The sequence below is a fragment of the Mycobacterium sp. VKM Ac-1816D genome (assembly GCF_000416385.1).
GTDB classification, from domain to species: Bacteria; Actinomycetota; Actinomycetes; order Mycobacteriales; family Mycobacteriaceae; genus Mycobacterium; species Mycobacterium neoaurum_A.
The window spans coordinates 18,689-39,923 of record NZ_AOHQ01000119.1; the positions used below are offsets into that span (position 1 = coordinate 18,689).

Here is a 21,235-nt window from a genome sequence, read left to right on the forward strand (position 1 = left end):
CTGGTGCAATCCCAGAACGGTCGCGCCACTGTGAAAGTCAGACCCGGTGTCCGTCCCAACGATATGAATCTGGGACGCGAACTCCCGAAAGGATCGGATATGACTTCTGCTGAAACCCCCAGGGCCGGTACACGTGCGGTGGACCTGTCCGCCGCGAGCGCGGTGGCCTGGCTGTCGCTGACGGCATTCTTCGCCCTGCTGGTGCTCTACTTCGTCGGTATGGATCAGGGCGCCACCTCCGTGTTCGGCGCCAACACCGTCATCCACGAGTTCGTGCATGACGCCCGCCATCTGCTCGGCTTCCCCTGCCACTAGACGCCGAAAGCAGAACGAAAACCGATGGAAAAGGCAATCATCGGGCGCGGCCTCCTGGCCGGCGCCCTCGGCGGCGTACTCGCGTTCGTCTGGTCCTGGATCTTCATCGAGCCGGTCATCGACCGTGCCATCGAGTTCGAGGACGGCGTCAGCGCCGCACATCAGGCGATCGAGCACGGCGGACACGCCCATGAGCACGGTGCCGAAGGTGGCATCGAGATCACCCGGACCGTCCAGTCCACGATCGGGTTGGGCTTCGGGCTGGTCGCGTTCAGCGTGGCGATGGGCGCGCTGCTGGCGGTCCTGTTCTGTGTCGCGTACGGACGGATCGCCGCGCTGTCGGCCAGGGCCACGGCCGTCCTGCTGGCCGGCGGCATGCTGATCGCGTTGTGGATCGTGCCGGCGCTGAAGTACCCGCCGAACCCGCCGGCGGTCAGCCTGGACGAGACGATCCAACAGCGCACCCTGTTGTACCTGCTGATGACCGTGCTGTCGGCAGCGCTGCTGGTGGGCGCGGTGCTGGCGGGGCGGCGGCTGGCCGACAGGTTCGGTGCCTGGAATGCCGCGCTGATCGGCGGTGCCGGGTACCTGGTGGCGATCGCCGTGGTGTTCCTGATCATGCCGACCATCGCCGAGACTCCCGGCCCGATCCGCGATGACGCTGGCGTGATCATCTTCGGTGCGTTCCCCGCCGACGATCTCTACCAGTTCCGGCTCTACTCGCTGGGCACGCAGCTGGTGATGTGGACGACGATCGGTCTGGTGTTCGCCGCACTGGTGTCGCGGCTCCTGGAGAACAAGCGCGAGTTCGTCGCGGCGTGAGTGAGGTCGTCCGGCTGACCCTCGTCTCCCACGGCATGACCGAGGCGATGGCAGCCGGACGATTCCCCGCCGACGAACCCCTCAACGCGATCGGCGCCCGCCAGGTCGCCGATCTCGCGGACGCCGAACCCGGCGTGCTGTGCTGCGCCCCCGAGCTGCGGGCCGGCCAGACCGCGCAGGCGCTGGGCGGACCGGCGACCATCGAACCCGCGCTAGCCGACCTCGACTGCGGTCGGTGGCGGGGGATGTCACTGCAGGATGTGGACCCCGCCGGGCTGGCGAGCTGGCTGACGGACCCGACGGCGGCTCCGCACGGCGGCGAGTCGATCGCCGCACTGTGCGACCGGGTGCGTCACTGGCTCGACGGTGTGGCCGCGGGCGGTGGCCGGCACACCGCGGTCACCCATCCCGCCGTCATCAGGGCCGTCATCCTGACCGCGCTGAACGCGGCACCGACATCCTTCTGGCGCGTCGATATCGCGCCGGCGGCCCGCGTTACCTTGCACTTCCGCGGCGCCTGGACGCTGCGGCTGTGACCGGGTGGTCAGTTCGGGATCAGCCCGAATGACTGGGTCGCGATCGACAGCAGCCAGGTGGCCGCGGTCAGGCTGCGGTACTCCGGCCAGTTCAACTGGTAGCTGACCACCCAGCCCTGTCCGGTGCGGTCCTCGGCGTACCAACTGAAGCTCAGATCGCCCGGCAGGTTGCCGCCCTTGGCCCCGACATAACGCCATCGCGCCTTGTCCAGTTCGATGCCGGGGGTGGCCGAGAGGATGTCGCGCACGGGTGCCGCCGCCCCGGTGGCCGCGGCCTGCAGTGCGGCGTGCACCCGACAGATGTCCATCGGCGTGCCGTACCACTCGATGCCGTATGGCGATGCCGGGACGCGGGTCAGCATCGGATCCGGTTCATAGGGCAACGTTCCGGTACGGGCCAGCATGGCGGCACGCCGTTGCGGTGACGCGCTCTTCCACTCCTCGCGGACGTCCGGTTTGCCCCACCCGATCGAGAACAGTTGGTGCGCCGTGGGAAACGGGGTCATCGACGACGGGTCGTGATGTCCGGCCGCGACCAGCGCCCGTTCCACCGCGCCGGGCCCCAGGCGCGCCATCAACATATCGGTGGCCATGTTGTCGCTGGCCGAGATCATCTGCTGGGCAGCGGCCTTGACCGTTACTCGGGATCCCGGGTCCAGGTCGTTGAAGCCCGCCGAGCCGACGGCCTTGTCCTCTTTGGTGATGGTCAGCTGCTCGTCCCAGCCGACGGTGCCCGCGTTGACGGCCTCGGCCAGCGCCAGTAGGACGTAGAGCTTGAAGATCGATGCCAACGGCATCGCGGTGTCGACATCGGTTCCCGCCACCGTGTCACACCTGCCGTCGGACACCTTGGACACCTGGTAGGCGTAGGTGGCGCCGGACTTCTGGATCTCGGTGTCGATATCGGACCACTGGGTGATCTTGGGTTGATCGACGGTGACCTCGAACCGGTCGACCAGGCCGCCGTCGCCGGTGCGCATCTCGATCTTCTGCGCGACGTTGTAAGAGTTGCGCACATGCAGGGTGGCTTCACCGGCACCGAGGGACAGCGCGGTGACGGTGATGGGGCGGTCCGCCCACAGTCGATCCATCGCGCCGGCGACGAACTCGACCTGCTGCGGGGCGGCAAGCGTCGCGACGGGCACCACACCGATCGGCCAGTCGGAATTGACCATGTCCAGCAGTTGCTTGGCGCGCAGCCCCTGCGGGGTGTTGGTCTCGATGTGCATGCCGTAGGCGGCCTCGGCCACCGGCGGCCCGGTATGTGTGCAGCCGGAACCGATCACGGCCACAGCGGCGGCCAGCGCGGTGAGAGCGATTACGCGCCGCGGCGCGTTACTTACCGGTCCCCGCAACGTCCAACACAACCTCGAACTCCAGCAGTGACGCGCCGGTGGCGACGGGCTTGGTCTGCTGTCCGGCGTGCGCCTCGACGGCCGGGCCACTGGCCCAGGCCTGGAAGGCCTCTTCGGACTCCCACTGGGTCACCACGAAGTAGCGATCCTCGCCCTTGACCGGGCGCAGCAGCTGGAAGCCGAGGAAGCCGGGCTGGTTGTCGACGGCGTGGGCGCGGTGGGCGAACCGCTTCTCCAGTTCCGGGCCTGCGTCGGCCGGGACCTCGATGGCGTTGATCTTCACGACGGGCATGGCATGAGGTTACCCGTGTCCGGCCCGGGCAGGATGTCGGCATGCGGACCGAACTTCTGACTGCGCGCGGTGGCGCCGGGGACCCGCTGGTTCTGGTGCACGGCCTGATGGGCAGGGGTAGTACCTGGTCGCGGCAGCTGCCGTGGCTGACCGAACTGGGTGCGGTCTACACCTATGACGCCCCGTGGCACCGCGGCCGCGATGTCGATGATCCGCACCCGATCAGCACCGAGCGGTTCGTGCAGGATCTGGCCGACGCGGTGGCCGTGTTGGGCGCTCCGGTGACGCTGATCGGCCATTCGATGGGCGGTCTGCACTCGTGGTGTCTGGCCGCCGAACGCCCGGATCTGGTGGCCGCCGTGGTGGTCGAGGACATGGCCCCGGACTTCCGCGGCCGCACCACCGGGCCATGGGAACCGTGGGTGCAGGCGCTGCCGGTGGAGTTCGAGACCGCCGAGCAGGTCTATCGGGAGTTCGGACCGGTGGCCGGGCAGTACTTCTTGGAGGCGTTCGACCGCACGGCGACGGGGTGGCGGTTGCACGGGCATGTCGAACGCTGGATCGAGATCGCCGGCCAGTGGGGCATGCGTGACTACTGGCAGCAGTGGGAGACGGTGCGGGCACCGGTGCTGCTCCTGGAGGCCGAGGGCACCGTCGCGCCGCCTGGTCAGATGCGTCGGATGCACGAAACCGGTTATCGGACAACGTATCGTGCGGTTCCAGGGGCCGGTCATCTGATCCACGACGATGCGCCGGAGGTCTATCGCGAGGCCGTCGAGGGATTCTTAGCGGCGCTCGCCCGAGGCGCTTGAGGTCGGCCACGTCGGGTGCTCGGCGAACCTGCTGCGGATCGCGTCGATGTCGTGTTGGGCGCGCAGTCCGTCACGGTCCTCGGCGTGGAAGCTGCCTGCCAGTGGTGCGGCGATGCGGAACTGGTCGAGGTGCAGGCGCAAGATGCCCGAGCGCCGGGCGGCGCGGCCGAGCGCGAGGGTGAGGGCAAAGGGTGCGAGCAGGACGGCGATGAGGGCGAGGTAGGCCAGTGCGGTGGTCATGGCAGTAATGCTCCGTTGATCGATATTCCGCCAACAGTGGCAGAAAAGACACCTTGAGATAAAATGCTGCCATGGCGATATCGAGCGTATCGGTGCTGGTGCTGGATGGTCTAGCGATTTTCGAGTTCGGCGTGATCTGCGAGGTCTTCGGCATCGACCGCTCCGCCGACGGCGTCCCCAACTTCGACTTCAAGGTGTGCGGCCCCCGTGCCGGCGAGCCGGTCCGCACCTCGGTGGGTGCGACCCTCACCCCCGATCACGGGCTCGATGATCTGATCGGTGCCGACCTGGTCGCCATCCCGGCGATCGCCGGGTCCGACTATCTGCCAGAGGCGCTGGCCGCGGTGCGACGGGCCGTCGAATCCGGGTCGACCGTCCTGACGGTGTGTTCGGGGGCGTTCCTGGCCGGTGCTGCCGGTCTACTCGACGGCAGGCCGTGCACCACGCACTGGATGCACGCCGACGACCTGGCCGCCGCCAACCCCACCGCTCGGGTGGACCGCAACGTGCTGTTCGTCGACGACGGGAACCTGATCACCAGCGCGGGCACCGCCGCAGGCATCGATGCCTGCCTGCATCTGGTGCGCCGGGAGCTGGGTGCGGAGGTGACCAACAAGATCGCCCGCCGGATGGTCGTCCCCCCGCAGCGCGATGGCGGGCAGCGCCAGTACATCGACCAGCCGATCCCGGTTCGCTACTCCGAAGGGTTTGCCCCGCAGCTGGATTGGATGTTGGCAAACCTCGACAAGCAACACACGGTGGCGGCGCTGGCGGCACGGGCCAACATGTCGGCGCGCACCTTCGCCCGCCGGTTCGTCGACGAGACCGGACGCACCCCCATGCAGTGGATCACCGACCAACGGGTGCTCTACGCCCGGCGTCTGCTCGAGGAGACCGACCTCGACATCGACCGCGTCGCCGACCGATGCGGATTCGGTACCGCGACGCTGTTGCGCCACCACTTCCGCCGCATCATCGGGGTCACCCCGTCGGACTACCGACGCCGGTTCTCCTGCGACGACGCGTGCGAGCAGAGCGCCTAGTCCTCAGCGGGCTCGTCCCTCACCCGCATCGTCACCTTCGCCGGCCAGGGCGAACAGCCCCGTCGAGGTCTGCTCCACGAGACCGTCGGTCAGCAGCGAATCCAGCGCCCGGTCACGCTGGGCGGTATCGGTCAGCCATGCGACGTCGAGCTGGGCCCTGGTGACCGGTCCGGTGCCTGCCCGCAGCACGTCGAGCAGCCTGCCGCGGACCTGACGGTCGGTCCCGGCATAGCGCTGGACCCGGCGGGCCGGGGTGCTCGCCGGCGGGTAGCCGGCCGACTTCCACCGACACGCGCTTAACGGGCAGATCCCACAGCGGGGGTTGCGGGCCGTGCACACGATCGCGCCGAGTTCCATCAGTGCGGCCGAAAAACGCGGGGCGGCAAGGCCTTCGGGGAGCAGTGCAGCCACCTCGGCGAGGTCGCCGGCCCGGGCTGGGGTCTCGGCGACGCCATGCACCACCCTGGCCACCACCCGGCGCACATTGGTGTCGACGACGGGAACCCGTTGGCGGTAGGCGAAGCAGGCGATGGCCCGCGCGGTGTAGGTGCCGACGCCGGGCAGGCCGAGCAGGGTCTCGACATCGGCGGGCACCACGTCACCGTGTTCGGCCGCGACGACCGCCGCACACTCGTGTAACCGCTTGGCGCGGCGCGGATAACCGAGCTTGCCCCAGGCGCGCAGCACATCGGCGGCCGAAGCGGCAGCGGTGGCCGATGGTGTCGGCCACCGCGCAATCCAGTCCAGCCAGATCGGTTCGACCCGGTTCACCGGGGTCTGCTGGAGCATGAACTCGCTGACCAGAATCTGCCAGGCGGTGACCTCCGGTCGTCGCCACGGCAGGTCGCGCTCGGCGGTGTCGAACCACGCCAGAAGCTCGCCGGGGTCGATGCCGTATTCGGGCTGGGGCATACTTCTGCTCATGCCGAACTCGAATCCGATCTCCGCGTGGAAGGCACTCAAGGAGGGTAACGAGCGCTTCGTCGCGGGTCGGCCCGAGCATCCCAGCCAGGGGATCGAAGACCGGGCACGCCTGACCGAGGCGCAGACACCCACCGCGGTGCTGTTCGGGTGTGGCGACAGCCGGGTTGCCGCCGAGCTGATCTTCGACCAGGGCCTCGGCGACATGTTCGTGGTGCGTACCGCGGGCCATGTCATCGACACCGCCGTCCTGGGCTCGATCGAGTACGCCGTCGCGGTGCTCAACGTGCCGCTGATCGCGGTGCTCGGCCATGACAGCTGCGGTGCGGTGAAGGCCACCCTCAACGCCCTGGACGCCGGGGAGATCCCGGGCGGTTACATCCGCGACATCGTCGAACGCGTGATGCCCTCCATCCTGGCGGGCCGCCGGGACGGCCTCGGCCGGGTCGACGAGTTCGAGGCACGCCATGTCGAGGAGACCGCCGCGCAGTTGATGGCCCGCTCCACCGTGATCGCCGATCAGGTGCGCTCCGGTGACCTGGCGATCGTCGGCCTGACCTATCACCTCTCCGACGGCCGCGTCCAGCTGCGCACCCACCTCGGAGACATCGGCGAGGAGTGAGCCGGGCCGTCGAGTGCGGGCCCGGTTGTCACGAAACGATCTTTGTAAGGTCACAGGAGACACGCCGATCCGCCTCGGCCAACCTGACCTGACCCCGGCTTACCGTTGAGGTCGTGCTAGACACCGAACCGCCCCGCCCGCTGCCACCGGAGATCTACCGGCGCCGCAGAGCGCTGGCGATAGGGGTTGCGGTCGTCGTCATCGCGATCGTCGCCGGCATCATCGCGATCGTCGCCTCCAACAGCACCAGCACCGATCCGACCGCCGCCGAGCAGTCGGCCGAGCAGGCTCCCGCATCCGCCGCGCCGACCCCGTTGCCGGGGGAGGAGCCGGGCGTGAAGACTCCGGTCGTTCCGCCGGCCCAGGCGGCGCCACCCCCGACGCCGACACCGACCACCGCGGTGGTTCCCCCGCCGGTGCTGCAGGCCGGTGAAGACTGCCCGGACTCCACCCTGGCGGTCAAGGGAATCACCAGCGCGCCCAACTACGTGATGGGTGACCAGCCGAAGTTCACCATGGTGGTCACCAATATCGGCCTGGTCGCCTGCAAGCGCGATGTCGGTGCCGCCGTCCTGGCCGCCTACGTGTACTCGCTGGACAACAAGCGGTTGTGGTCGAACCTGGATTGCGCGCCGTCCAACGAGACGCTGGTCAAGGAGTTCGCGCCCGGCGAGCAGGTCACCACCGAGGTCACCTGGACCGGAATGGGCTCCGCGCCCAACTGCCCGCTGCCGCGCGAACCGATCGGCCCCGGGACCTACAACCTGGTGGTGCAGCTGGGCAATCTGCGCTCGGCGACGGTGCCGTTTATCCTCGCCGAGGCGGCCCCGCCGGGTGCCCCCGCGCCACCTGCCGATGCCCCGCCCGCCGACGCCCCGCCGCACGACGGCACCGGTCAGCCCCCGGGCAACTGAGTCAGCTCAGCTGGTCGGCGATCGTCGACTCGGCCAGCTGGGACAGGCCCTCGCGGATGTGGCGCGCCCACATCGAACCGATGCCGTCGACCGACTGCAGATCGGTGGCGCTGGCTGCCAGAACGCCCTGCAGCGATCCGAACGAGCGCACCAGCAGGTCGACATGGGCGAACTGCAACCGCGGAATCCCGGCCATGGCCCGGTAGCCGCGTGAGCTCATCGCCGAGTCTTGGGCCTCCAACGTGGTGGGATACCCGAAAACCCTTGCCAGCGCGGTGAAGTCGAGCAGTTCGTTGTCCGAGAGTGCGTCGAGCTCCTCGAGCGTGGCGCTCACCTGCGCCGCGCTCGGTGGGTCCGGATTGGCGTGGTAGTCACGCACGATCAGCTCGCGAGCGGTGTCGTTGTCGCCGACGAGTTCCTCCAGTTGCAGCTTGAGTTGGCGGCCGTCGGTGCCGAGCTCGACGACGTCGGCGTCGATCTCCAGGCTGATCCGGCGCACCATCTCCAGGCGTTGGGCCACCGTCATGACATCGCGCAGCGTCACGAAATCCTCGATCTCCGCGGTGGACAGCTGCCGGTTCACCTCGTCGAGACGGGACTTGTACCGCTCCAGGGTGGCAATGGTCTGGTTGGCCCGGGAGAGGATGGTCGGGGTGTCGGGCACGACGTGGCGCTCACCGGCCGCGTACACCGTCACGATGCTCATCGAGTGGCTGACCGAGATGACCGGGAACCCGGTCTGCACCGCGGTGCGCTCGGCCGAACGGTGCCGGGTGCCCGACTCGTCGGTCGGGATGGAGGCGTCAGGGACGAGTTGGACGTTGGCCCGCAGGATGCGGCTCCCGTCGGTGGACAGCACCACGGCGCCGTCCATCTTCGACAGCTCGCGCAGCCTGGTCGGTGCGTACAACACGTCGAGGGAGAACCCGCCGTCGCAGATGGCCTCGACGCTGTCGTCGTAGCCCAGCACGATCAGCGCGCCCGTACGGCCCCGCAGAATGCGTTCCAGACCGTCGCGCAGCGCGGTACCCGGTGCCAACCGACCCAGTGTCTCGCGCATGGTCGGACGGGCCAGATGCACCACGTTGCGGTTGCCCCTGGATGTCACCGCCATCGCTCCTCCTCGGATCGGGAGCCATTGTGGTCGATCGAGCGCAACCGCCGCAATGCCGTCCCGATGTCGTCGGCGACCGTCAAGGTCAGACCGGCGGGCACGTCCTTGACCCCGGGCGGCACGACGGCGTGGGTGAAGCCGAGCCGGGCGGCCTCGGCGAGCCTGCGGTCCATCCCGTTCACCCGGCGCAGATCTCCGGCAAGTCCGACCTCACCGATGGCGATCGCGGTGGCAGGCATCGCGATATCGGTATAGGCCGATGCGATGGCCATGGCCACCGCCAGATCCGATGACGGGTCGGTCAGTCGCATGCCGCCGACGGTGGAGACGTAGATGTCGTGCTGGCCGAGCGGCAGCTTGGAACGTTTCTCCAGCACGGCGGTGATCATCGCGGCGCGGGCGGAGTCGATACCGCTGACCGCGCGCCGCGGACTGCCGGTCTTCTCGGCGCCGATGAGCGCCTGCACCTCACCGATCAGCGGCCGCTTACCGTCCAGGGTGACCGTCACCGCGGTGCCCGACACCGGCGCAGGCCGCTGGTCGCGGAACAACCCGGACGGGTCGGCGACGCATTCGATCCCGTTGTCGTGCATGAGGAAACAGCCCACCTCATCAGCCGCGCCGAACCTGTTCTTCACCCCGCGCACCATCCGCAGTGCCGAGCTCCGATCACCTTCGAAGTGCAGCACCACATCGACGAGATGTTCCAGCGAGCGCGGTCCCGCGATGGCACCCTCCTTGGTGACGTGACCGACCAACAGCAGCGCGACACCGTCGGGACCGGCCGACTTGGCGTACGAGGTGAGCGCGGTCGTCACGGCGCGGACCTGGGTGACACCCCCGGTGACACCGTCGGACTCGGCACTGGACATCGTCTGTACCGAGTCGACCACGACCAGGGTGGGCCGCACGTGCTCGATATGACCGAGCGCGGTCTGCAGATCGGACTCGGCGGCCAGGTACATCTCGTCGTGGGTGCAGCCGGTGCGCTCGGCGCGCAGCCTGATCTGTCCGGCGGATTCCTCCCCGGACAGGTACAGCGCGCGCCTGCCGCTGCGGGCCCAGCGATGGGCGACCTCCAGCAGCAACGTGGACTTCCCGATCCCCGGATCGCCTGCGAGCAGGGATACCGACCCGGGCACCAGACCGCCGCCGAGGACGCGGTCCAGCTCGTCGACACCGGTGGGCAGGTGCCGGGTGACACCGGGATCGATCGAGGTGATGGGCACGGCGGGCGAGGACGGTGTGACTGCACGGCGGGCGGATCCGCCGCTCAGCGCACTGAGTGCGACGACTTCGTCGACCGTTCCCCAGGTGCCGCAATCAGAGCATCGCCCCACCCATTTGGGCGTGACGTGATGACATTCCGAGCATCGGTATTGCGAACGTACTTTCGAAGCCACGTGACGACGGTAGCCGTCACCCCTGACAGAACGTCAGATTCAGTGACCCTCGCCGTGTCCGCCGATCGGTCCCATGCCCTCGTTGGGCTCGCCGTCGCGGCGGGGCACCTCACCGGCCGAGATGGGCACCGCGAAGGTGGTGGCGCCGGCCTTCTCGAAGTTGAAGGTGAAGTCGTAGGTCAGGCCGTTGGAGATCGGCTCGGTCAGGGTGACCTCGGCCTGGGTCTCGTCGGCACGTTCCACCATGGCCAGTTCCATCGGATCGTCGGGCTTGCCCGCAACCAGGATTCCGCCGGCCGGAACCGTGGTCGGCCCGCTGAGGGTGATGGTGCCGATGTCGGAGGTGATGGACACCAGCTTGTCGGTCACGTCGCTGGAGTTGTTGGCGGCGGCGAAGAGCAGCTCCACCGGGGTGCCCGGGCGGACATAGTCGGTGGTCTGCGGAGCGCGCAGGAACACGTTGCGCAACGCGATGGTGCCGACGTTGTGCACCGTGCCGTTGACGGCGGGTTGCTGGTTGGCGCTCTGCGAGATCTGGCCCGCGCTGCAGCCGGTGAGCGCGAGGCCGGCGATCAGGGCGCCGGCGGCCAGGCGGGACGCACGCATGTTGGAGCGGTTCACTGCGACCACTTGAGCCTCCTGCTAACCGGACGGATTCGACTATGCACTGTAGTAGGTCGTGATTCGCGGCGGTAGCCGAGGGCTTGCGACGGCGCCCGCAGCCCACCTGGACAGCAGTCCAACTGCATGTATCCAGCGCTGTGTCAACCCCTAGTCTTCAGCTGCGGTGCCCCTGACCTGCATTGTTGATCCGCGCCCCGGCTGGCCCCGTGATAAGATCGACTGGTGAAAGGGGCTCGAAACTGATGATTTTCAAGGTCGGAGACACCGTCGTCTATCCACACCACGGTGCTGCGTTGATCGAGGCTATCGAAACCCGCACCATCAAGGGTGAGCAGAAGGAATACCTCGTCCTCAAGGTTTCGCAGGGGGATTTGACGGTTCGCGTTCCGGCGGACAACGCCGAGTACGTCGGGGTTCGTGACGTCGTGGGCCAGGAAGGCCTCGACAAGGTTTTCCAGGTGCTGCGCGCGCCGCACACCGAGGAGCCGACCAACTGGTCGCGCCGGTACAAGGCAAATCTGGAGAAGCTGGCTTCCGGTGACGTGAACAAGGTCGCCGAGGTGGTTCGCGACCTGTGGCGTCGTGACCAGGAGCGCGGTCTGTCCGCGGGCGAGAAGCGCATGCTGGCGAAGGCTCGCCAGATTCTGGTCGGTGAGTTGGCGCTGGCCGAGAACACCGATGACGAGAAGGCCACCATCATTCTCGACGAGGCGTTGGCCGCCGCGTCCTGAATGTGACGGATCTGCGCGTCGGTCTGGGTACCGACGTTCATCCCATCGAGGCCGGGCGACCATGTTGGTTGCTGTGCCTGATGTTCACCGAAGCCGACGGCTGCGCGGGCCATTCCGATGGCGATGTTGCCGCGCACGCATTGTGTGATGCGCTGCTCAGTGCCGCCGGCCTCGGTGATCTCGGTGCCGTCTTCGGTACCGATCAACCCCAGTGGCATGGCGTGAGCGGCGCTGACATGCTGCGCCATGTCCGGGGTCTCCTCGATGCCGAGGGTTTCCGGGTGGCCAATGCCGCCGTTCAGGTCATCGGTAACCGGCCCAAGGTCGGGCCGCGCCGCGTCGAGGCGCAGGCGGTGCTGTCCGATCTGATCGGGGCGCCGGTGTCGGTGTCGGCGACCACCACCGACGGACTCGGGCTCACCGGCCGCGGCGAGGGCCTGGCGGCAGTCGCCACGGCCCTTGTGGTCAGATAGCCCGCGGCAGGCCGGTAAGCTGGCCCGTCGTGAGCGGAGCGAACGGTTGGCCGGGATGACTGGTCTACGGCTGTATGACACCCTTGCCGGTGCCGTTCGTGATTTCGAGCCGCTGCGTCCCGGCCATGTGTCGATCTACCTGTGCGGCGCCACGGTTCAAGGACTGCCCCATATCGGCCACGTGCGCAGCGGTGTCGCGTTCGACGTCCTGCGGCGCTGGCTGACCGCCAAGGGCCTCGATGTCGCGTTCATCCGCAACGTCACCGATATCGACGACAAGATCCTCAACAAGGCCGCCGACGCCGGCCGTCCGTGGTGGGAGTGGGCGGCGACCTACGAGCGCGCCTTCACCGCGGCCTACGAGGCACTCGGGGTGTTACCGCCCTCGGCGGAACCCCGCGCCACCGGACACATCACCCAGATGGTCGAACTCATCGAGCGCCTGATCGACCGTGGCCACGCCTATGTCGGTGACGGTGACGTGTACTTCGACGTCGCGAGCCTGCCCGGTTACGGCAAGCTCTCCGGCCACCGGGTCGACGATGTCCACCAGGGCGAGGGCGTCGCTACGGGTAAACGGGATCAGCGCGATTTCACCCTGTGGAAGGGCGCCAAGCCGGGGGAGCCGTCGTGGCCGACGCCGTGGGGTCGCGGGCGCCCCGGATGGCACACCGAATGCGTGGCCATGTGTCAGGAGTATCTGGGGACGCAGTTCGATATCCACGCCGGCGGTATGGATCTGGTGTTCCCGCACCACGAGAACGAGATCGCCCAGGCCGAGGCGGCCGGCGACGGGTTCGCGCGATTCTGGCTGCACAACGGCTGGGTCACCATGGGCGGCGAGAAGATGAGCAAGTCGCTGGGTAACGTGCTCGCAATTCCCGCTGTGCTGCAACGTGTTCGCGCTGCCGAACTGCGCTACTACCTGGGTAGTGCGCACTACCGCTCGATGCTCGAGTTCTCCGAGAACGCGCTGGCCGACGCGGCCAAGGCCTATACCGGTATCGAAGATTTCCTGCACCGGGTGCGCAACCGCGTCGGCGCCATCGAACCGGGCACCTGGACCGACAAGTTCGAGGCGGCACTCGACGACGACCTCGCGGTGCCGATCGCGCTGGCCGAGGTGCACAGCGCCCGCGCCGAAGGGAACCGTGCGTTGGACGCCGGTGATCATGACGGCGCGATGGCCGCCGCCCGGTCGATCCGGGCGATGATGGCGATCCTCGGCTGCGATCCGCTCGACGAACGCTGGGAAACCCGCGACGAGACTTCGGCGGCACTGGCCGCCGTCGACGTCCTGGTGCACTGGGCGCTCGCCGGGCGCGCCGAGGCTCGTGAGAAACGTGACTGGGCGGCCGCAGACGCCATCCGCGACCGGCTCAAGGAGGCCGGTATCGAGGTCACCGACACCGCAGACGGCCCGCAGTGGTCGCTGCTGGAAGGGGACACCACCCATGGCGGGTAATTCACAGCGTCGCGGCGCGGTACGCAAAGAGGGCACCAAGAAGGGGCCGACCGTCGGCTCCGGCGGCGTCCGCAGGCGGGGGCTCGAGGGCAAGGGGGCCACCCCCGCGGCCAAGGACCGGCCTCACCATCCGGCCGGTAAGCGGGCCGCCAAGGCCGCGCGCGCGCAACAGGGTCGCCATCGCAAGACCGACGAGACCGAATACGTGCTCGGGCGCAACCCGGTCGTCGAGTGCCTGCGCGCCGGGGTGCCGGCCACCGCGCTCTACGTGATGCTCGGCGTCGACGCCGACGAGCGCATCACCGAATCCGTACAGCGGGCTGCAGATTCAGGTATCGCCATCCTGGAGGTCCAGAAGCACGACCTGGACCGGATGTCGAGCAACGGTCTGCACCAGGGGCTGGCCCTGCAGGTGCCGCCCTACGTCTACACCCATCCCGACGACCTGTTGAAGTCGGCCCAGCGCGACAGCCAGTCCGCGTTGCTGGTGGCGCTGGACAACATCTCCGATCCCCGTAACCTGGGCGCCATCGTGCGGTCGACGGCGGCCTTCGGCGGACATGGTGTGGTGATCCCACAGCGTCGATCGGCCTCGGTGACGGCGGTGGCCTGGCGCACCAGTGCCGGTGCGGCTGCCCGGCTTCCGGTGTCGCGGGCGACCAACCTCAATCGCACCCTCAAGAGCTGGGCCGATGCCGGCCTGCAGATCGTCGGCCTGGACGCCGAGGGTGATACCGCGCTCGACGAACTGGACGCCTCGGGCCCGACCGTCGTGGTGGTCGGTTCGGAGGGCAAGGGTCTGTCGCGACTGGTGCGGGAGAACTGCGATGCCATCGTCTCGATCCCGATGGCCGGACCCACCGAATCGCTCAACGCATCGGTGGCCGCGGGTGTCGTGCTCGCCGAGATCGCCCGCCAGCGTCGCGGTTAGAGCCCGAACAGCTGGATCCAGCCCCACAGGCCCAGCACCGCGGCGACCAGGACCGCGGGCGTGGTCACCAGCCCGATACGGCTGAACTCGCCGAACCCGGCTTTCATGTCGCGACGTACCACGCTGCGCCACAACAGGTTCGCCAATGAACCGACATAGGTCAGGTTGGGCCCGACGTTCACCCCGATCAGCACCGCCAGCACCGCGGCGGGCCCGATCGGGGTGGCCAACGGCAGCATGACCAGAACGGCGGGCAGGTTGTTGACCACATTGGACAACACCGCGGCCACCGTTGCGATGGCCAGCAGCGCCGGCAGTCCCTGCCCGCTCGGCATGACGCTATGCATCGCCGATTCCAGCCCGTTGTGCATGACCGCGGCGACCACGATGCCCAGGCACAGCACGAATGCCAGGAACGGGATGTCCAGCGCCACCACGATCTTGCGCACGGTGGTGCGGTGGGTCAGCAATGCCCGCGCGCCGAGGACCACGGCGCCGGCCAGTGCCGCCCACGCGGGGGACAATCCGACCAGGGAGGTGAGCGCGAACCCGGCGAGGGTCAGTCCCACCACGATCATGGCGAAGATCGGCACCTGGAGTGGTTCATCGGGAGCATCGTGCTGCGGGGCGACACGCAGATCCTTGGCGAAAAGCCAACGAAGGAGCACGAACTCGACGGCGATCGCCGCAATCCACGGCAGCGTCATCGCGGCCGCGAAATGTAGGAAGGTCAGGCCGGCGGCGCTGAAGGCCAACAGATTCGTCAGGTTGGAGACCGGTAACAGCAGCGACGCACTGTTGGCCAGATGCGCGGTGGCGTACGCATGCGGACGCGCGGGTACCGTGAGCGCCCGCGCGGTGGCCAGGACCACCGGGGTCAGCAACACCACGGTGGCGTCCAGGCTCAGTACCGCGGTCACCACCGCCGATATCCCGAAAACGGATGCCAGCAGCCGGTTCTGGCCACCCGCGGTCGCCCGGGCCATCATCACCCCCGCGGCGTGGAACAACCCGACGTCATCGCAGAGCCGGGCCAGCACCAGTACCGCGGCCAGGAAGCCGACCACCGGCGCCAGTTCGGTCACCTCGTCGGAGGCCGCGGCCAAGGACACCGCGCCGGTACCGACCACCAGGCCGGCGGCGGCCAGCGCGACGGGCGCCTGCCAGCGCGGCGCGAACAGGGCGACGCCGAGCACCGCGGCCAGCGCGGCGATCGCCAGGGTCAGCGCCATGGGTCCGTCGGCTGCCACAGGGTCGGCAGGTGTAGGTCGACGCCGTCGTCGGTGGCGAGCCGGGTCAGCACCCGCATCGAGACATCGAGGTCGTCGGCGGCGTAGGGCAGGGCGCGCAGCGGCCGGTCCAGCGGCCGGAAGAAATCATCCCAGTGGATCAGCACCACGCGGCGGGCGCCGACGGTGCGCACCGTCTCGTTCCAGTAGTCCACCAGATAGCGCTCCGGTTGCAGGCCCAGCTGCCCGACGCCCAGGTAGACGACCTCGGCGCGATGGCCGCTCAGCGCGCCCGTGACGAAACCGGCGCTGCCCACCACCAGCAGGGTGCGCCCGCTGCGGCGGTGGGCGATGAGCGTCGACCAGGCCTCACCGCAGCGATACGCCGCGGCCCGTACCGGTGGTGTCACCGGGGCACTGATGGCACCGGGGAAACGATCTGGCGGGCAGTGGTCCCCGATGACGAGGGTGATGTCGAACGGTCCGGCTGCCACCGGCTCACCGGGGGTGACGACGGCGACCTGTGTTGCGGGCAGCTGATGGCCGATGTGGGCGGCCGAGGCGCCACCGATCAGCCGGGCACCGGTGCGTTGTGCCACGACGGCCGAATCCATGGCGTGGTCGAAGTGGGTGTGCACGGGCAGGACGGCGTCCAGTCGGCGGACCCCGAGCCTGCCGAGGCAGCCGTCGATGCGGGGTAGCGATGGCGCGATCCTGCCGAGCCCCACCCGCATCAGCGAGGGACGGCTGAAGAAACCGTCGGTCAGCACCGCGCCGGCGCCGTCGTCGACCAACAGCGTGGTGACGCCGGCCCAGGTGACGGTCAGCGGTGCATCCGGCGGCGCGGCCGGTAGGTCGACGTACCGGTGGTAGGCGTCCAGATCGGGCCTGCCGGCTTTGAGGCGCATGGCCCAAAGCCTAGAGCGCCCGGACTACCGGGTTCCGTAGCGGCGGCGGAACTTCTCCACCTGGCCCGCGGTGTCGAGGTGGCGGTTGGTCCCGGTCCAGAACGGGTGCGAATCGGCGGTCACGTCGACCACCACCAGCGGATAGGTGGCGCCCTGGTAGTCGATGGTGCGGTCACTGGTGATCGTCGAACGGATCAGGAACTGCTTACCGGTGCCGGCGTCCTGGAACACCACGGGGTGATAGTCGGGATGGATATCGGGTTTCATGCTTCGCCCTTTCGGCTGCGGGGTTCGTCGGTGACCGACACCTCGTCGGTCAGCTCGGCGCATGGGTCGGTGTGCCATTCGCCGAACGGGTCGGGGTACTCGGCCCACGCGGCAGGGTCGGCCATCTCGGCATCGGTCAGCAGTGCCCTGTGCAGTGCGCCGGTGATCACCTCGGGCGGGGCGCCGCACACCAGCGCGGTCAGTGCGATGTGCCGGTCACCGAACTGCTCGTCCCAGCCGGGGGCGGCCAACGCGATCCGCTCGGGGTCGACATAGGCACGTTCGCTCTCGGACATCGCCGCCAGCCAGCGACCGGCATCACCGACACCCAGTCCGCCGCCCGCGGATTCGATCCACACCACGGCATCGGGTTGGCTGGCCAACCAGGCGCGGCCGCGCACCCGGATCACCCCGTCGAGCAGATCGTCGATGGCCTGGTGCAGCCGATCTGGGTGAAAAGGCCTGCGCGCGTTGAACTCCACGAGCGCGACCTCGCCGGCGGGCTGGAGCGGCGGTTGGCCGGCCAGCAGCGAATCATGCGGGTCGTCGGCGAACCCGCGGCGAGCCTGCGGGTCCAGGTTGGCCAGTGCGGTCTCGACATGGTCCATTCCCACCGTGATGCGGGTGCGCGGTGCGAGCCTGCGCAGTACCGCGCAGGTGGTGGTGTCCGGTTCGGTGAGCACCAACACGTCGGCGAAGGCGGCCTGACCGACGACGACCTGTGCCACGGTGCGTGAGCCGTCCAGGTCGTCGTCGCCGAGGGCCTGGGTCAACCAGCGCGAGCAGTCGACCGTCGTGAGGACGGCGGAGATGACGACGTCGCGACTGGCCGGACCATCGATGTAGCCCGGGCCGACGACCACCGGAACCTCGTTGATGGCTGTGCAGATCGGTTCGGGGTCAATCCAATCCATCAGTTCGACGACGATGCGCGCGACGTCCTCGCGGCGGTGTAGCCGGCGCAGCAGGATCAGCAGGTCGTTGCGGATGGTGCAGGTGACACAGCCGCCGGCCAGCTCGATCGGCCACTGCGAGATGATCCGCCGCTGCCCGCGCATCTCGGTGACGTTCCGGATCACGACATGGCCGTCGGTGGCGTAACCGACGGCCAGCGTTCCCGGCGTTCGGATCAGCAGATCCACCAGGTCGGTTCGCGCGCCTTGCCCGGCAACCAGTAACACCGGCGTCCGCATGTCATCACACCCTTATTGGTAACGATTGTCATTAATTCGGACCGTACGCTACCGTGTCGACGTCCACTTGTCGAAAATCGTTTTCATTAACGATCGTGCATGAGAAGGTGTCCGATGTCCCAGACCTGTCAGGTCACCGGTCGCGCACCGGGTTTCGGTAACCGGGTGTCGCACTCGAACCGCCGTACCCGCCGCCGCTGGAATCCGAACATCCAGAACAAGACCTACTATCTGCCGTCGGAAGGTCGACGAATCACGTTGCGGGTCAGTGCCAAAGGCATCAAGGTCATCGACCGTGACGGTATCGAGGCCGTCGTGGGCAGGTTGCGGGCAGCGGGGCAGAAACTCTGATGGCCAAGAGCACCGATATCCGGCCGGTGATCCGGCTGAAGTCCACGGCGGGCACCGGCTACACCTATGTCACCCGCAAGAACCGGCGAAACGATCCCGACCGCATCGTGCTGCGCAAGTACGACCCCGTGATCCGCAAGCATGTCGATTTCCGTGAGGAACGCTGATGGCAAAGGCATCCAAGATCGCCGCCAACGAACGGCGCAAGCAGACCGTCGCGCGGTATGCCGAGCGCCGGGCCGAACTCAAGGAGATCATCCGCAGACCTGCCAGCACGCCCGAGCAGCGGGCCGCGGCACAGGTCGCACTGCAGCGGCTGCCGCGGGATTCCAGCCCGGTGCGGTTGCGTAATCGGGATTCGGTGGACGGTAGGCCCCGCGGGCATCTGCGCAAGTTCGGCCTGTCGCGGGTCAAGGTTCGAGAGTTGGCGCACCGTGGCGAGCTGCCCGGTGTGCGGAAAGCGAGTTGGTGATGGCGGGTAGTCCGGCCAAGAAGCGGCGACCGGCGCCGGTGGAGATCAAGCGGCCCCGGGTGAACAAGTTCAAGGCCCTCGGGATCACCGATGTCGACTACAAGGATGTCTCGGTGTTACGCACGTTCATCTCCGAACGCGGCAAGATCCGGTCCCGCCGGGTCACCGGCCTGACGCCACAGCAGCAGCGCAAGGTCGCCACCGCGATCAAGAACGCGCGCGAGATGGCGCTGTTGCCCTACGGGCCGTAGTTCCGCGCAGAAGCGCTTGTGCCCCAGCCGTTTTCCGACACGAAATCCGACAACGGCCGGCCGTAGGTCCACTGGTCGATCTCCAGTGCCGGTCGGTCCGGGAACTCGGGCACCGGTCCCAGGCACAGGATGGCCACCGGCTCGGCATCCTCGGGCATGCCGAGCAGGGTGGCCAGTGTGGTGGGTTCGAATATCGACACCCAGCCCATGCCCAGCCCCTCGGCGCGGGCGGCCAACCACAGGTTCTGGATGGCGCACGACACTGAGGCCAGATCCATCTGCGGCATCGTGCGACGACCGAAGATGTGCCGGCGCCTGCCCTCCCCGAGGGCGACGACGAGCAATTCGGCGCAGTCCCGGATGCCCTCGACCTTGAGGGCGAGGAACTCGTCACCGCGCTCGCCGAGCGCATCGGCGGTGCGCAACCGCTCCTGGTCGACCAACGCGTGCATTGCCTCGCGCAGTGCGCCATCGGTGATCCGGATGAAGCGCCACGGCTGCATCAATCCGACGCTGGGCGCGGCATGCGCCGCCTGGAGCAGTCGGGCCAGCACCTCGGGTTCGATGGTGGCGCCGGCGATGAAACGGCGCATATCGCGCCGCTCGGCGATGGCGCGGTAGACGGCCTGGCGTTCCTGCGCGCTGAACGCGTGCTCGGTCACACCGGCAGCCTAGGCGATGGCGGCCCGGCTCCTGCGGTTGGAGAGCAGACCGGCCACCGCGGCGCCCAGGCAGGCCGTGGCCACCGCGCCGGCGAACCAGGGGAATACCGAGGCCAGGTCCCAGCGGGTGGCCGCCCACCCGGCGACCAGCGTCGGGACCGCCATCGCGGTGTAGGCCAGCAGGTAGAACGCTGACATCGTCTCGCCCCTGCGATCGGCGGGTACCACGTCGGACAGGTGGCGCAACGAGCCGCCGAACCCGAGCCCGAAGGTGGCGCCCAACAACACGGCGGCGACGAACACCAGTTCCCAGCGGTGCGTCAGCAGTACCGGAATGGTCAACAGCAGTGAGACGGCCATACCGATGTCCCCGATGATGGCCGAATACTTGGCGGGCAGTCGGGTGGCGGCCAGTTGGGCCGATGCGGCGGCGAAGGCGGTGGTGCCCACGACGGCACCGCCGAAGACCAGATTGTCGATATGGGTCTGCTGGGCGGCCAGCGACGGGTAGAGCGAGAGCAGCACACCCAAGACCGACCAGGACGCCATGGCGCCGAGCGCGGAGAACCAGAAGTCCGATCGGATCTGTTCGGGCACCGCCGGTTTGGCGATCCGGATGGGCCCGCTGGACCGTGCGGTGTGCGGCTCCCGCAGCGCCAACACGCCGACCCCGACGATCAGGCAGACCACGGCGACGACGGCGTACGGGGTGCGCAACGGATGCGGTGCGTACTGTGCCAGCAGCGCCGAACCCAGGATGGCGATCGTCATCCCGATGTTGAAGGCCACCCCGCTCAGCTGTCCGGATCGCACACCGTGATCGGGTTTGAGGTCGAGCAGGGCGGCCGCGCCGGCCACCACGATCGAACCGACCGCCGCGCCGTGGATGCTGCGCGCGAGCAGCAGCATGGCCATGCTGTCGGCGACGAGGAATACGCCGAGGCCGACCAGGAGGGCGATCAGGGCGCCGATCAGCACCGGTTTGCGGCCGACGACATCGGAGATCCGGCCGGACACCAGCACCGCACCGAGGGCGGCGACGGCGTACACCGCGAAGACGATGGTGGTGGCCAGCGGGGACAGATGCCAGTTCGCCTCGTAGATGCCGTATAGCGGGGCCGGAATCCCCGAGACCCCGAGCGCTACGCCACTGAGGATCAGCAGCAGCGGGTAGGCCCAGCGCTGCGTCTGAACTGTGTGATCGATCGCGACCATTCGCGCTGACACCTCCGGTCCGGCGAGTATGATGGTTATCGAACCCCGTCGAGAGTACGCTCGGTTCGATAGAT

At 68.3% G+C, this 21,235-nt stretch carries 28 protein-coding genes; 15 read left to right on the plus strand and 13 right to left on the minus strand.

Going from position 1 to position 21,235, the window contains the following annotated elements; all coding sequences use genetic code 11:
* Positions 1 to 99: 99 nt before the first annotated feature.
* The 3 genes from G154_RS06155 to G154_RS06165 are packed head-to-tail and all read left to right on the plus strand — an operon-like array spanning position 100 to position 1,673.
* Positions 100 to 315 (plus strand): CbtB-domain containing protein, encoded by a 216-nt coding sequence (locus G154_RS06155; RefSeq protein ID WP_023986363.1) that lies wholly within the window; start codon positions 100 to 102, stop codon positions 313 to 315.
* 24 nt (positions 316 to 339) lie between these two features.
* A complete protein-coding gene (locus tag G154_RS06160) occupies positions 340 to 1,137 on the plus strand; it encodes a CbtA family protein (RefSeq protein WP_019512606.1) in 798 nt (265 codons plus the stop codon).
* Positions 1,134 to 1,673, plus strand: coding sequence for a histidine phosphatase family protein (locus tag G154_RS06165; protein ID WP_019512605.1), 540 nt, complete (start codon positions 1,134 to 1,136; stop codon positions 1,671 to 1,673). The genes G154_RS06160 and G154_RS06165 overlap by 4 nt, the downstream gene beginning before the upstream one ends.
* 8 nt (positions 1,674 to 1,681) lie before the next feature.
* Here G154_RS06165 and G154_RS06170 read toward each other — a convergent pair whose 3' ends face one another.
* The gene (locus G154_RS06170; RefSeq protein WP_019512604.1) at positions 1,682 to 2,965 is read right to left on the minus strand and encodes a serine hydrolase; all 1,284 of its coding nucleotides are present in this window, start codon (positions 2,963 to 2,965) and stop codon (positions 1,682 to 1,684) included.
* 43 nt (positions 2,966 to 3,008) lie between these two features.
* Positions 3,009 to 3,320, minus strand: coding sequence for a mycobilin-forming heme oxygenase MhuD (mhuD, locus tag G154_RS06175; RefSeq protein WP_019512603.1), 312 nt, complete (start codon positions 3,318 to 3,320; stop codon positions 3,009 to 3,011).
* 41 nt (positions 3,321 to 3,361) lie between these two features.
* Between mhuD and G154_RS06180 the strand changes: the two genes are divergently transcribed.
* Complete coding sequence (locus tag G154_RS06180) at positions 3,362 to 4,132, plus strand: alpha/beta fold hydrolase (RefSeq protein WP_019512602.1); 771 nt, start codon at positions 3,362 to 3,364, stop codon at positions 4,130 to 4,132.
* Here the strand turns inward: G154_RS06180 and G154_RS06185 are convergent.
* A complete protein-coding gene (locus G154_RS06185; protein ID WP_019512601.1) occupies positions 4,106 to 4,372 on the minus strand; it encodes a hypothetical protein in 267 nt (88 codons plus the stop codon). The two genes, G154_RS06180 and G154_RS06185, sit on opposite strands and share 27 nt — an antisense overlap.
* 71 nt (positions 4,373 to 4,443) lie before the next feature.
* Here G154_RS06185 and G154_RS06190 point away from each other — a divergent pair, with 71 nt between their 5' ends.
* Complete coding sequence (locus tag G154_RS06190; RefSeq protein WP_023986361.1) at positions 4,444 to 5,415, plus strand: GlxA family transcriptional regulator; 972 nt, start codon at positions 4,444 to 4,446, stop codon at positions 5,413 to 5,415.
* Positions 5,416 to 5,418: 3 nt separating this feature from the next.
* Here G154_RS06190 and G154_RS06195 read toward each other — a convergent pair whose 3' ends face one another.
* A complete protein-coding gene (locus G154_RS06195; RefSeq protein ID WP_019512599.1) occupies positions 5,419 to 6,327 on the minus strand; it encodes an adenine glycosylase in 909 nt (302 codons plus the stop codon).
* A 10-nt stretch (positions 6,328 to 6,337) separates the two neighbouring features.
* On the opposite strand from G154_RS06195, the gene G154_RS06200 reads away from it, so the two are divergent.
* A complete protein-coding gene (locus G154_RS06200; RefSeq protein ID WP_023986359.1) occupies positions 6,338 to 6,958 on the plus strand; it encodes a carbonic anhydrase in 621 nt (206 codons plus the stop codon).
* A gap of 113 nt (positions 6,959 to 7,071) precedes the next feature.
* Positions 7,072 to 7,872, plus strand: a complete 801-nt coding sequence (locus G154_RS06205; protein WP_019512597.1) for a hypothetical protein — start codon at positions 7,072 to 7,074, stop codon at positions 7,870 to 7,872.
* Between the two features lies 1 nt (position 7,873).
* Here the strand turns inward: G154_RS06205 and disA are convergent, their stop codons facing one another.
* Genes disA through G154_RS06220 form a run of 3 tightly spaced genes read right to left on the minus strand, consistent with a single transcriptional unit; the run spans position 7,874 to position 10,995 of the window.
* Positions 7,874 to 8,953, minus strand: a complete 1,080-nt coding sequence (disA, locus tag G154_RS06210) for a DNA integrity scanning diadenylate cyclase DisA (protein ID WP_192817328.1) — start codon at positions 8,951 to 8,953, stop codon at positions 7,874 to 7,876.
* A gap of 23 nt (positions 8,954 to 8,976) precedes the next feature.
* Positions 8,977 to 10,389, minus strand: a complete 1,413-nt coding sequence (radA, locus tag G154_RS06215) for a DNA repair protein RadA (RefSeq protein WP_023986358.1) — start codon at positions 10,387 to 10,389, stop codon at positions 8,977 to 8,979.
* 39 nt (positions 10,390 to 10,428) lie between these two features.
* On the minus strand, positions 10,429 to 10,995 hold the full coding sequence (locus tag G154_RS06220; protein WP_023986357.1) for a hypothetical protein: 567 nt from the start codon (positions 10,993 to 10,995) through the stop codon (positions 10,429 to 10,431).
* Positions 10,996 to 11,255: 260 nt separating this feature from the next.
* Here G154_RS06220 and carD point away from each other — a divergent pair, with 260 nt between their 5' ends.
* Genes carD through rlmB form a run of 4 tightly spaced genes read left to right on the plus strand, consistent with a single transcriptional unit; the run spans position 11,256 to position 14,613 of the window.
* On the plus strand, positions 11,256 to 11,744 hold the full coding sequence (carD, locus tag G154_RS06225; protein ID WP_019512593.1) for an RNA polymerase-binding transcription factor CarD: 489 nt from the start codon (positions 11,256 to 11,258) through the stop codon (positions 11,742 to 11,744).
* Between the two features lie 2 nt (positions 11,745 to 11,746).
* Entirely contained in the window at positions 11,747 to 12,217 is a 471-nt protein-coding gene (gene ispF / locus G154_RS06230; protein WP_019512592.1) for a 2-C-methyl-D-erythritol 2,4-cyclodiphosphate synthase, read from the plus strand.
* 55 nt (positions 12,218 to 12,272) lie between these two features.
* Positions 12,273 to 13,682 (plus strand): cysteine--tRNA ligase, encoded by a 1,410-nt coding sequence (cysS, locus tag G154_RS06235; RefSeq protein WP_019512591.1) that lies wholly within the window; start codon positions 12,273 to 12,275, stop codon positions 13,680 to 13,682.
* Positions 13,672 to 14,613, plus strand: a complete 942-nt coding sequence (gene rlmB / locus G154_RS06240) for a 23S rRNA (guanosine(2251)-2'-O)-methyltransferase RlmB (RefSeq protein ID WP_019512590.1) — start codon at positions 13,672 to 13,674, stop codon at positions 14,611 to 14,613. Before cysS ends, rlmB begins: the two co-directional genes overlap by 11 nt.
* Here rlmB and G154_RS06245 read toward each other — a convergent pair.
* From G154_RS06245 to G154_RS06260, 4 genes are read right to left on the minus strand one after another with little or no spacing between them, the layout of a single operon-like run.
* A complete protein-coding gene (locus tag G154_RS06245; RefSeq protein ID WP_023986356.1) occupies positions 14,610 to 15,845 on the minus strand; it encodes an SLC13 family permease in 1,236 nt (411 codons plus the stop codon). The genes rlmB and G154_RS06245 overlap by 4 nt on opposite strands.
* Positions 15,836 to 16,750 (minus strand): MBL fold metallo-hydrolase, encoded by a 915-nt coding sequence (locus tag G154_RS06250; protein WP_019512588.1) that lies wholly within the window; start codon positions 16,748 to 16,750, stop codon positions 15,836 to 15,838. Before G154_RS06250 ends, G154_RS06245 begins: the two co-directional genes overlap by 10 nt.
* A 24-nt stretch (positions 16,751 to 16,774) precedes the next feature.
* Entirely contained in the window at positions 16,775 to 17,017 is a 243-nt protein-coding gene (locus G154_RS06255; protein ID WP_019512587.1) for a type B 50S ribosomal protein L31, read from the minus strand.
* A complete protein-coding gene (locus G154_RS06260; RefSeq protein ID WP_019512586.1) occupies positions 17,014 to 18,210 on the minus strand; it encodes a GTP-binding protein in 1,197 nt (398 codons plus the stop codon). The genes G154_RS06255 and G154_RS06260 overlap by 4 nt, the downstream gene beginning before the upstream one ends.
* Positions 18,211 to 18,324: 114 nt before the next feature.
* On the opposite strand from G154_RS06260, the gene rpmB reads away from it, so the two are divergent.
* From rpmB to rpsR, 4 genes are read left to right on the plus strand one after another with little or no spacing between them, the layout of a single operon-like run.
* Entirely contained in the window at positions 18,325 to 18,561 is a 237-nt protein-coding gene (rpmB, locus tag G154_RS06265; protein WP_019512585.1) for a 50S ribosomal protein L28, read from the plus strand.
* Complete coding sequence (gene rpmG, locus G154_RS06270; protein ID WP_019512584.1) at positions 18,561 to 18,728, plus strand: 50S ribosomal protein L33; 168 nt, start codon at positions 18,561 to 18,563, stop codon at positions 18,726 to 18,728. The genes rpmB and rpmG overlap by 1 nt, the downstream gene beginning before the upstream one ends.
* Positions 18,728 to 19,033 carry a 30S ribosomal protein S14 gene (gene rpsN, locus G154_RS06275; protein WP_019512583.1) on the plus strand — a complete coding sequence of 102 codons (306 nt, stop codon included), beginning with the start codon at positions 18,728 to 18,730 and terminating at the stop codon, positions 19,031 to 19,033. The genes rpmG and rpsN overlap by 1 nt, the downstream gene beginning before the upstream one ends.
* Positions 19,033 to 19,284, plus strand: coding sequence for a 30S ribosomal protein S18 (gene rpsR / locus G154_RS06280; protein WP_019512582.1), 252 nt, complete (start codon positions 19,033 to 19,035; stop codon positions 19,282 to 19,284). The genes rpsN and rpsR overlap by 1 nt, the downstream gene beginning before the upstream one ends.
* Here rpsR and bluB read toward each other — a convergent pair.
* Positions 19,272 to 19,946: a 5,6-dimethylbenzimidazole synthase gene (bluB, locus tag G154_RS06285; protein WP_019512581.1), complete on the minus strand. Its 675-nt coding sequence runs from the start codon at positions 19,944 to 19,946 to the stop codon at positions 19,272 to 19,274. The two genes, rpsR and bluB, sit on opposite strands and share 13 nt — an antisense overlap.
* Positions 19,947 to 19,955: 9 nt before the next feature.
* Positions 19,956 to 21,161 (minus strand): MFS transporter, encoded by a 1,206-nt coding sequence (locus G154_RS06290; RefSeq protein ID WP_019512580.1) that lies wholly within the window; start codon positions 21,159 to 21,161, stop codon positions 19,956 to 19,958.
* Between the last annotated feature and the right edge of the window lie 74 nt (positions 21,162 to 21,235).